Origin of the sequence: Paenibacillus profundus, assembly GCF_021369635.1 — a bacterium.
Classification (GTDB): Bacteria; Bacillota; Bacilli; order Paenibacillales; family Paenibacillaceae; genus Paenibacillus_B; species Paenibacillus_B profundus.
Map to the genome: position 1 here is coordinate 1 of NZ_JAJNBZ010000069.1, position 9,002 is coordinate 9,002.

12 protein-coding genes and 2 pseudogenes are annotated in these 9,002 nt (G+C 40.0%); 11 read left to right on the forward strand and 3 right to left on the reverse strand.

Going from position 1 to position 9,002, the window contains the following annotated elements; translation table 11 throughout:
• Nucleotides 1-78 precede the first annotated feature (78 nt).
• From LQV63_RS30750 to LQV63_RS30770, 5 genes are all read left to right on the forward strand, one after another.
• Nucleotides 79-204: a class III lanthipeptide gene (locus LQV63_RS30750; protein ID WP_233699576.1), complete on the forward strand. Its 126-nt coding sequence runs from the start codon at nt 79-81 to the stop codon at nt 202-204.
• 33 nt (nt 205-237) lie between these two features.
• Complete coding sequence (locus LQV63_RS30755; RefSeq protein ID WP_233699576.1) at nt 238-363, forward strand: class III lanthipeptide; 126 nt, start codon at nt 238-240, stop codon at nt 361-363.
• Between the two features lie 33 nt (nt 364-396).
• Nucleotides 397-525 carry a class III lanthipeptide gene (locus LQV63_RS30760; protein WP_233699577.1) on the forward strand — a complete coding sequence of 43 codons (129 nt, stop codon included), beginning with the start codon at nt 397-399 and terminating at the stop codon, nt 523-525.
• Between the two features lie 174 nt (nt 526-699).
• Nucleotides 700-1,545: a class I SAM-dependent methyltransferase gene (locus tag LQV63_RS30765; RefSeq protein WP_233699578.1), complete on the forward strand. Its 846-nt coding sequence runs from the start codon at nt 700-702 to the stop codon at nt 1,543-1,545.
• Nucleotides 1,546-1,716: 171 nt separating this feature from the next.
• Nucleotides 1,717-3,477: an ABC transporter ATP-binding protein gene (locus LQV63_RS30770; protein ID WP_233699579.1), complete on the forward strand. Its 1,761-nt coding sequence runs from the start codon at nt 1,717-1,719 to the stop codon at nt 3,475-3,477.
• 86 nt (nt 3,478-3,563) lie between these two features.
• Here the strand turns inward: LQV63_RS30770 and LQV63_RS31650 are convergent.
• Nucleotides 3,564-4,275, reverse strand: a pseudogene (locus tag LQV63_RS31650) (ATP-binding protein).
• Nucleotides 4,276-4,417: 142 nt separating this feature from the next.
• The gene (locus tag LQV63_RS30780) at nt 4,418-4,654 is read right to left on the reverse strand and encodes a hypothetical protein (RefSeq protein WP_233699580.1); all 237 of its coding nucleotides are present in this window, start codon (nt 4,652-4,654) and stop codon (nt 4,418-4,420) included.
• Between the two features lie 306 nt (nt 4,655-4,960).
• Here LQV63_RS30780 and LQV63_RS30785 point away from each other — a divergent pair, with 306 nt between their 5' ends.
• The 6 genes and pseudogenes from LQV63_RS30785 to LQV63_RS30810 form a co-directional block, all read left to right on the forward strand.
• Entirely contained in the window at nt 4,961-5,416 is a 456-nt protein-coding gene (locus LQV63_RS30785; protein ID WP_233699581.1) for a pyridoxamine 5'-phosphate oxidase family protein, read from the forward strand.
• Nucleotides 5,417-5,475: 59 nt separating this feature from the next.
• Nucleotides 5,476-5,931, forward strand: coding sequence for a GNAT family N-acetyltransferase (locus LQV63_RS30790; RefSeq protein ID WP_233699582.1), 456 nt, complete (start codon nt 5,476-5,478; stop codon nt 5,929-5,931).
• Between the two features lie 74 nt (nt 5,932-6,005).
• On the forward strand, nt 6,006-6,512 hold the full coding sequence (locus LQV63_RS30795) for a DinB family protein (protein WP_233699583.1): 507 nt from the start codon (nt 6,006-6,008) through the stop codon (nt 6,510-6,512).
• A 550-nt stretch (nt 6,513-7,062) separates the two neighbouring features.
• Nucleotides 7,063-7,464 (forward strand): hypothetical protein, encoded by a 402-nt coding sequence (locus tag LQV63_RS30800; RefSeq protein WP_233699584.1) that lies wholly within the window; start codon nt 7,063-7,065, stop codon nt 7,462-7,464.
• Nucleotides 7,465-7,519: 55 nt separating this feature from the next.
• Nucleotides 7,520-7,732 carry a winged helix-turn-helix transcriptional regulator gene (locus tag LQV63_RS31655; protein WP_206096698.1) on the forward strand — a complete coding sequence of 71 codons (213 nt, stop codon included), beginning with the start codon at nt 7,520-7,522 and terminating at the stop codon, nt 7,730-7,732.
• Nucleotides 7,690-7,965 (forward strand): annotated as a pseudogene (locus LQV63_RS30810) (IS3-like element IS655 family transposase); the annotation flags it as partial. The gene LQV63_RS31655 and the pseudogene LQV63_RS30810, both read left to right, overlap by 43 nt.
• A 205-nt stretch (nt 7,966-8,170) precedes the next feature.
• On the opposite strand, the gene LQV63_RS30815 reads toward LQV63_RS30810, so the two are convergent.
• Nucleotides 8,171-8,908, reverse strand: coding sequence for a cyclase family protein (locus tag LQV63_RS30815; protein ID WP_233699585.1), 738 nt, complete (start codon nt 8,906-8,908; stop codon nt 8,171-8,173).
• Nucleotides 8,909-9,002 lie beyond the last annotated feature (94 nt).

The window sequence follows — 9,002 nt, forward strand, 5'->3', positions numbered from 1 at the left end:
ATAACTATAGGAAAGTCGACATTAAGTGTTTATAAGTGCAATTAATGAAAGCCAAATTATTTAAAGGAGGTGAAGAAAATGAACGCCGTATTGGAATTGCAAAAATTAGCGCATGACACTGATGGTAAAGGCCAAGCAGCGGAAGCAACAATCACAATCATAACTATAGGAAAGTCGACATTAAGTGTTTATAAATGCAATTAATGAAAGCCAAATTATTTAAAGGAGGTGAAGAAAATGAACGCCGTATTGGAATTGCAAAAATTAGCGCATGACACTGATGGTAAAGGCCAAGCAGCGGAAGCAACAATCACAATCATCACTATAGGAAAGTCGACATTAAGTGTTTATAAATGCAATTAATGAAAGCCAAATTATTTAAAGGAGGTGAAGAAAATGAACGCCGTATTGGAATTGCAAAAATTAGCGCATGACACTGATGGTAAAGGCCAAGCAGCGGAAGCAACAATCACAATCATAACTATAGGAAAGTCGACACTAAGTGTTTATAAGTGCAATTCATGAATCTTCAAAAAATTAAATAGGATTTAACTGAATGCAAAAGTTCAATGCCGAATTTATTTTTGATCAAAGCAAGTAACAATTACTAAAATAATTCTGGGGTGCTTAGTTGAGTGGAGTTCAGCGAAGCACCCAGAATTCACTTATTATACTCATAAATCATGAAAAAATCAAGAGATGGTGATAAATATCGAAAAGTTATTAGAAATAGCCAAAAACCCCGAGCCATTTGAGGAGGGCACACAAGAAATCTGGCTTGATCCAGATAGAGCTGATCTTGTTTTGAAGGGTCACTTTGACGAGAATATACCTGGTGGTAGTAGGGATAGCAGTTTTATTGATGAAACTATTGATTTTGTTAATAACCTTGCACCAGTAGAGAAATATAAAAAGGTTATTGACTTAGGTTGTGGTCCAGGGCTTTATTCACAAAGATTAGCAATGAGGGGCTACGATGTTGTAGGTGTAGATTTTAACCAAAATTCCATTGACTACGCAATTAGGGAAGCTCAAGAAAAGAATTTATCAATAGATTATAGGAATGAAGATATTACTAATATTGAGCTAGAAAATGATTTTGATTTAGCCCTTTTAATTTATCAGATTTATGGTGTGTTTAATCCAACTAAGAGAAAAAAAATACTTAGCAATATCCACCGTGGCTTAAAACCGGGAGGATTAGTATTATTAGACGTGTTATCAGACACTAGTTATGAAAAGTTCGAACCAAAAATTGTGTGGACGTTATCTAATGAAGGTAGCATATTTTCAGATAAGAGGCATTTAACTTTATACGCCGCACTTAAGTATCCTAATAAAGTTACTGTGGAAAGAAGTATTCTAGTTTTTGATGATGGTGAGTTAGTAAATTATAATTATTGGAATCAAAATTTCAGTATTGAAGATTTAGAAAAAGAAGTGGATGAAGCAGGATTTACTCTTGAAAAGGTATATGCAGATGTTAATGGTGGAGAATACGTCAACAATAGCGAGTTCTTCGCCGCAGTTTTAAAAAAGAAATAATCAGATAAGAAAGCCCCATTTAAGGATTCAGTGTTTGCAAGAATAGGAATAATTTATCCCCTGGCTCTAACACTGAATCCTAAAGTTAAAAGGCATATGAAAGTTTCACATATTTAATATGTGTTTAAATAAGTCGTTCAAAAATAAAAATAAAAGGATAAACATAAAAATATGAAAAGACTCACTTTAAAACAGTTTATCGGTATTCTAGATAATTACAGACCTTCTGGGTGGTTGCTTTTCATAGCATTTGTATTATCGATAATTCAAACGGGTATATCTTTAATAATTCCATTAGTTTCCATGGAACTTGTCGATTTATTGGTTATTGAAGAATTTAATATTTTTACTTTATTAGGCTTGTTACTTCTTTTTATGTTCCAAGTTTCACTTTCTGGTATTTCTCTTTATATGATGATTTATATTGGTGAAGGAATAATTGTCCGCCTAAGAGAAGATTTATGGAGAAGAGTAGTAAGATTTCCTGTTAAATTTTTTGATGCAAATAATTCAGGGGAAATAATGAGTAGAATTACAAATGATACTATGGTAATGAAGAATTTCTTTGTAGACCATTTGATTCCTTTCTTTACGGGTCTAATTACTATTGCAGGTTCTCTTATCATTCTTATTCTAATAGATTGGAAGATGGCGCTTATTTTTCTACTAGTTTTTCCTGCTGCATTTTTGATTCTAAACCCACTTGGTAAAAAGATGTACGGTGTTTCCAAAGATTTGCAAAATGAAACAGCCTTATTTCAAGGAAATCTTAGCAGGGTATTAAGTGATGTTCGTTTAGTAAAGCTTTCAGTTGCTGAAAATGAAGAAGCCGTTCAAGGAGCTAAGCGGGCAAGAAGATTGTATAAATATGGCTTAGAATCTGGGAAGGTAATAGCAGTAGTATCACCTCTTATTACAACAACGCTCCTAATGGTATTAGTTTGCATATTTGGTTATGGAGGCTACCAAGTTGCAAGAGGCTCTTTGTCAGCAGGAGCTCTAGTAGCTATAGTGTTTTATATATTCCAAATTATGACTCCCGTAACATTAATGGCTCAATTTTTCACTCAAGCCCAAAAAGCAATGGGAGCAACAGAACGTGTCAATTCATTATTAGTAGAAGAGCTTGAAGAAGTTGTTGTATCCAATAAAGAAAATGTCAAAGAAGACATTGAAGCTGGAATTACCTTCTCAAATGTTGTATTTTCTTATAGTGAAAAGGGAGAAGTATTAAATAATATTAGCTTTACAGCTAAGGAAGGTAAAAAGACGGCAATTGTGGGTGAAAGTGGAGTCGGTAAAACAACTTTATTTTCATTACTTGAACGATTCTATATTGTTGACAGTGGGGATATTTTTTATAATGGAAGATCGATATATTCTCATGAATTAAGTAAATGGAGAGATAAAATTGCATATGTTAGCCAGGATACCCCTATTATGGAAGGTAGTGTTAAGGAGAATTTAGTGTATGGCATAAAGAAAGATATAAGTGATTCCATCATTTTTGATGCACTAAAGAGTGCAGACTTAGACTCTTTTGTTTCATCACTACCTCAAGGACTAGATACGGAGGTTGGTGAAAAAGGTATCCGCTTATCAGGTGGACAAAAACAAAGAATAGCAATTGCTAGAGCCATCATAAGAGATCCAAAAATACTACTATTAGATGAAGCTACAGCTCATTTAGATAGTCAATCTGAGGCACTCGTTCAAGAAGCTTTCAATAATTTAATGAGAGATAGAACAACGATAATTATTGCACACCGTCTTTCAACTATTAAGGATGCAGACTGTATTGTAGTTATACAGGAAGGTAAAGTATCAGGGTGTGGTTCACATTACGAATTATATGAAACAAATCAGTTATATAAGAATTTATTTAATCAGCAAACAATTTCTAAAGAATTGGTTCTTAATGGAAATATCTAAAAAATTTAAATGAAAACAGGCCTTTTTGATGTATTTTTTTATCCCCTCAAAGGTAGACCTATTTAAATAAAATACTCGAGGGGATTTTATATTTTGTCTACTGGCAGACAAGGAACCTCATATCGCTGTATCTGTCGATATGCTAGATACAGCGATATGAGGTTCCGGAAGCTCTCGCCTGTAAACGAGAGAACATGTGCATGGTGCACCAAGCGATCGACCAGCGCAGACATAAGCTTGGTGTCCCCACAGATGGAGGTCCACTGGCCAAATTCCAAGTTAGACGTCACAATAACACTTTGCCTTTCATAACCATCCGCAATTATATTAAACAATAGTTCCCCCCCCCCCCCGTCTGGCTAAAGGGCACATATCCGACTTCATCCAGCATGAGTAGGTCTACCTTTCTCAGTTTCTCCCGGTACCGGCTCACTGTGCCTGCCGCAAACTTCTCCTGCAAGATCGCAACCAGGTCGGAAGCCCGGTAGACTTGACGGTTTTGCCTCGTCTGCAGGCTTCTACCCCTAAAGCAGTCGCCATATGAGTCTTCCCGGTTCCTACAGCGCCCTCAGCAGCAAATTCTCTTTGCGCTCTAGCCATTCTAACTCTCGAAACATGTCCGGACTGCCTCCACATATGGTCGTTGACATAGCCTTCAAACGTTTTAATATTCGGGAACCCCGCCTGCTGTACGAGCTTTCCTAGTTTGGCGCGGCGCCGGCCATCGAGTTCTGCCGTCAGAAGTTGTTCCACCAGCATGCTCACTTGTTCGTTCTGCTGAAGCGCGACGTACTCCATCACATGAGCCAGCCGAAGTTGCCGGCACAAATCCGCGAGTTCTGTCTCATGCTAGCTCACCCCCATCAGTTGGTCATAGCGCTCAAACGAGCCATTTTTTTTGCGGTACTTCCTGTATTTGTTCCATATGATACACACCGCACTAGTGGGTCAGTGCTTGCAAACTCTCCTTGCGCAGCTCCAGTTCCTTCACTCGGACATACTGCTGTATGGTATCCGGCAGCATGCGAATAAACTGGGAATGCGTGACGCTACACGGTTTCCGCAAAAGATTCGTAAACATCTGCGGCCACGGAATTTCTGCCGTTTGGCCCGTATATGGACGAGGCTCTATGCAAACAACCGCCGTTGTTCCTAGTTCAGACTTTGCATAGAGCATCCGGTAAACCTTCCTCGATAATTCATGAGTTCCTCCTTCTTCTAGGTCACATGATTACTTCGATCTATATTTCTTCGTCTGCGCCTCTCATATTCCTTCTTTCTCTCATAAAGACGCCTCAACTCTCTTGAACTCCAACATCGTATTCATGCTGCGGGGCTTTCGCCCCTTGGTAATCAGATGTATAATCATGGAAGAGGACTCAGACAACACACGACCCGGCCTAAGATAGGAGCTATCTAAGGGCCGGGTCGCGTCGTGAATAAGGGAAACCAGCCTCTTAATTATTCAAAGGTAGGGAAAATCATGAGAATAATTAGATTTCGGGGAAGAAGTTTTGATTTAGATAACTTCTTAAAGAAACCGTTATTTGCTCATCTTTCAACCATGTCGGAAGAGGGTCCACGAGACTCTCCAGTTTGGTTTCATTGGGAAAGAGAACGGATATGGATTATTGGAATTACTTCGACAGATAGTTTTCCAAAGAGAATACAGAAAAATCCGAAATGTGCAATTGGAATTGTTAATTTTGATCTTTATCGTGGACTTGTTTTACATGCAGGATTTAGAGGTGATGCAGAGGTTAAATCATTTGATAATGAGATAGCATATCGATTACTATCACGATATTTAGGTCCACATGAAGAACGATGGGATCCAAGATTTAGGAATTTAGATGACAGCAATGTATTGATATGTTTTAGGCCGGAAACCGTCGTAATCCGAGATCAATCATACGTTCCAGCAAAAGAAATGAAATAGTCAATTTGAATGGTTATTCAGACATCGAACGGAATAGTGTGAACAGGTGGTGTTCAACGATGTATGAACAGCCAAAAGGATATGTTGAGATCGATAGATTCAAAATATCCTATCACATGGCACTCACGCATCGGGCTGACGGCTCTCTAGATGAATACCGACATCCTTTTTTGATTAAGATCGACGAAGAAATAGCAGGTTTCATCTTGGTAATAACAGGTGTTCCCAAAGAATATGTTAAATTGAGTACAGCCAATGAGACAAATGTCATTAGTGATTTCTTTATTATGCGGAAGTTCAGAAGAAGGAATTATGGTAAGCAGGCGGCGTTCCGCCTTTTTGACAGATTTCCTGGTGCATGGGAGATTAGACAAACAGAAACAAATATACAAGCCAATCAGTTTTGGAAGAGTGTTATTGATGAATATACGAAGGGGAAATACCTAGAAGAGCATGTACAAGATGACCGGTGGCGGGGACCCGTTCAATGTTTTCAGAATGATAGTCATACGTGATAATGATATGGATGTCGTGAACACAAGGACGTTATCGAAAAGATCCGCAAAAAATGAAAGAAAGGGAGTTGTCCATGGAACTTAAAGAAATCAATCAAAAATTAAAAGAAACAAGAGACGAATTACTTGGAATTGTTAATGCATTGAATGGAGATCAATTAAGCAAGCGTAAAGAACCAAACAGTTGGACTATAAGTCAGGTATGTCAACACTTAATCAAGACAGAAGAACTATATGTCATGGCAATAAAGAAAGGATTAAAGAGTACAGAAGATTCGTTTAGCGAGAATAAACCGCAATGGGAATTTTTAGTTGATAGAAGTAATAAGATAGAAGCTCCTGACATTGCTAAACCGGACGATGAAGCTTTAGAAGGTAAAGAAATAATTGAAAAATTAAATCATTCAAGAGAGAAGTTAAACGAAGTATTAAAAACTGTAGAAGACCCATCACTGCTAAGTAGAAGACATTTTATACACCCAGTTTTTAAAGAGATGTTATTAATTGAATGGGTTAGATCACTGTACTTGCATGAACAAAGACATATTAAACAAATTATTGAAATTAAAGATGGAATTTAAGTAAGGCATTGCATATTCGAAGAAGGCGGATGCATCCGATAACACTGTATCTATGCTGCGGGCTTCGCCCTTGGTTCGCAAAATGGGAGAGGCGAAGAAGATGAACCAGCTCACAACCCTGCGAGGCTATGTTCGTCGGACCCAGTAGACGATCCATTCCTGCCTGGACACGGAGGAAGCAGGGCGGCTGCAGGTTCATCGCAAGTATCTGTATGCCGACGGCCTCATGCAAGTGATGGAAGGCATCGTTCCGTTCTTCCCGTACGGCGATCGGGAGGCCGCGCTTCAAACGCTCGCCGGAATACTGGAACGGGGCCCTTCGCGCTTCCTCCGGAAACGCATAATGGCAGACAATTTGGGACGACGCTGAAATTCCATATCGATCTGTTTGTAGATGGAATCGAGGAAACGTTTGAGCCGGCAATTGAGGCCATTCGTTAGTTGAATCAATCGCTCAAGATGGGGATTGAATTGTATAAGATCCCGGTCAAGTGAATATCTCCTTTGTTATGTTGACATGAATGAACCTTTTCGGAAAGCGGGAATTGATATGGGGATAGCTTATAAATTGAAATGCGGACATTGCACGTACCACAGTAATGTGTTTTTAGGTATCGGCTTCAGCCATGTATATATAAGTTCGCTTTTGCCGGTAATTAAGAAGGAAGAGGCACGTCAGCGGGCCGCCTCATTTATCAATGACGAAAGCGCGGTACATACCACTTGCGACGTGATTTACGTGTGCGATCAGTGCGGCTATCTGCATAATGACTTGTACTTGAAGATTCAATCGGATACCGATCAGTTTGAACTCCGTCATGTCTGCCCCCGGTGCGCGGAGCCGCTGACGTCCGAACCGCTGGAAGAACTGTACCCGGAAGCAACGGTACTGGCCTGTCCCGAATGCCGGAAAGAGAAGCTAGAGATTGAGGCTTACATGGATTGGGATTAGTTGAGTTGATGCGTTTGACACAGATTCATATGTTGGGTGTTGGGAGCGGGTCGGGATGAAGTTAAGAACGGAATATACCTGTCCACTAGAACTGACGCATGATGTGACGAAGGGAAAATGGAAGCCCATTATTTTATGGCAGCTCGGCAAAAATCCGATGTCGCTTTCCCAATTGGAAAAGGACATCCAAGGAATTACGCAGAAGATGCTGCTTGAGCATATTAACGTGGGCTCACCCTATCAAGACGTCGAATTGGCCGTATCATGAAAGAGCAAGGCCTAGTTTCGACCTTCACCGTGGCTCAATTCGAACCACAAAGAACTCCGTGTAACGAATCAAAACAGGCAAATGAACTGAATCGTGAGTTTCAACAAACAGAAGACAAACGTGCCGTTGTAAGCGACTTAACGTATGTAAAAGTGAAAAGCAGATGGCATTACATCTGTGTATTTGTCGCTCTCTTCAACCGAGACATTATTGGCTCAAGTGCAGGGCCTAAATATCTTTACAGATAGTGAGAATTAGACTTTCATGTGTTAAGCGGCCCCGGAAATCAAAACCGCGGCAAAATATAACTTTGTATTCAAGTTCCCGGATTCTATGCGTGGCTTTACCGCTCATTGAAAATATCCTTGATAGGGGGATTATTTGGCTTAGCTAATAGAAAAACACGCCGCTGTGACTGTGGCGTACTTTTTGTATCGCTTACGGCAAAATGGCAAATGACCGTACCGGAAATCCAGACGCTTTGTCTGGTTTGGGCACTATGTTAAAAATGATGGCGCCTGTTGCAGGCACTTTATCCAAGTTCTTTAATAGCTCGACTTGGTAGGCGTCTTGCTCGAGAACGTAATACTCGGCTAATAGGGCGCCGTTTTCTTGATAGTCGATGCTTGCGTCCGTATCGAATGTTTCATGGCCGACCGCTTTGATTTTTCTTTCCTGAAATAAGAATTGAAGCGCGGCGAGCGACCAGCCGGGTGCATGGTTATTGCCGTCCGCATCTTTGTTATTGAATGCATCTTTATCCGACCAACGCTTGCTCCAATCGGTTCGCAGAGCGACGAAGGAACCTTCCTCGATTGTGCCGTGCTCCGCTTCAAATTGCAAAATGTCTTCTACGCTGAGCGAATAGTCATTGTTTTCTTCCGATTCTTTGGATTTGTCGATAACAACAAGAGGCAGGACCAATTCCTTCAAATCGAGCTCATCCAAATAACGTTTGTTCCGAACAAAATGAATGGGAGCATCCAAATGAGTTCCGTACTGCCCGGCGAACGTAAAGCTTTGCGCAAAAAAACCGTCATCATGGTTGAATAATGTAGTAAACTGGGCATCGGCAAAAGCGGAAAAATGAGGAGATTCCGGACCGAAAGTATGCGTCAGATCAACCCATTCCTTTTCTTTTAATAGTTGAAACGCTCTGATTAATTCGTTTGCCATCTGACCACCTCATCTTATTTACTTTATTTACAGATCATTTATATGAGCATTTTGCAGTAATCTAAGCCCTTGCTACACAAGGACTTTCAGCAAT

Excerpts from the sequence above, each read along its gene's own strand:
- LQV63_RS30750 (WP_233699576.1), top strand. The coding sequence starts at position 79 with ATGAACGCCGTATTGGAATTGCAAAAATTAGCGCATGACACTGATGGT.
- LQV63_RS30755 (WP_233699576.1), top strand. The coding sequence starts at position 238 with ATGAACGCCGTATTGGAATTGCAAAAATTAGCGCATGACACTGATGGT.
- LQV63_RS30760 (WP_233699577.1), top strand. The coding sequence starts at position 397 with ATGAACGCCGTATTGGAATTGCAAAAATTAGCGCATGACACTGATGGT.
- LQV63_RS30765 (WP_233699578.1), top strand. The coding sequence starts at position 700 with ATGGTGATAAATATCGAAAAGTTATTAGAAATAGCCAAAAACCCCGAG.
- LQV63_RS30770 (WP_233699579.1), top strand. The coding sequence starts at position 1,717 with ATGAAAAGACTCACTTTAAAACAGTTTATCGGTATTCTAGATAATTAC.
- LQV63_RS30780 (WP_233699580.1), bottom strand. The coding sequence starts at position 4,654 with ATGCTCTATGCAAAGTCTGAACTAGGAACAACGGCGGTTGTTTGCATA.
- LQV63_RS30785 (WP_233699581.1), top strand. The coding sequence starts at position 4,961 with ATGAGAATAATTAGATTTCGGGGAAGAAGTTTTGATTTAGATAACTTC.
- LQV63_RS30790 (WP_233699582.1), top strand. The coding sequence starts at position 5,476 with ATGTATGAACAGCCAAAAGGATATGTTGAGATCGATAGATTCAAAATA.
- LQV63_RS30795 (WP_233699583.1), top strand. The coding sequence starts at position 6,006 with ATGGAACTTAAAGAAATCAATCAAAAATTAAAAGAAACAAGAGACGAA.
- LQV63_RS30800 (WP_233699584.1), top strand. The coding sequence starts at position 7,063 with ATGGGGATAGCTTATAAATTGAAATGCGGACATTGCACGTACCACAGT.
- LQV63_RS31655 (WP_206096698.1), top strand. The coding sequence starts at position 7,520 with ATGAAGTTAAGAACGGAATATACCTGTCCACTAGAACTGACGCATGAT.
- LQV63_RS30815 (WP_233699585.1), bottom strand. The coding sequence starts at position 8,908 with ATGGCAAACGAATTAATCAGAGCGTTTCAACTATTAAAAGAAAAGGAA.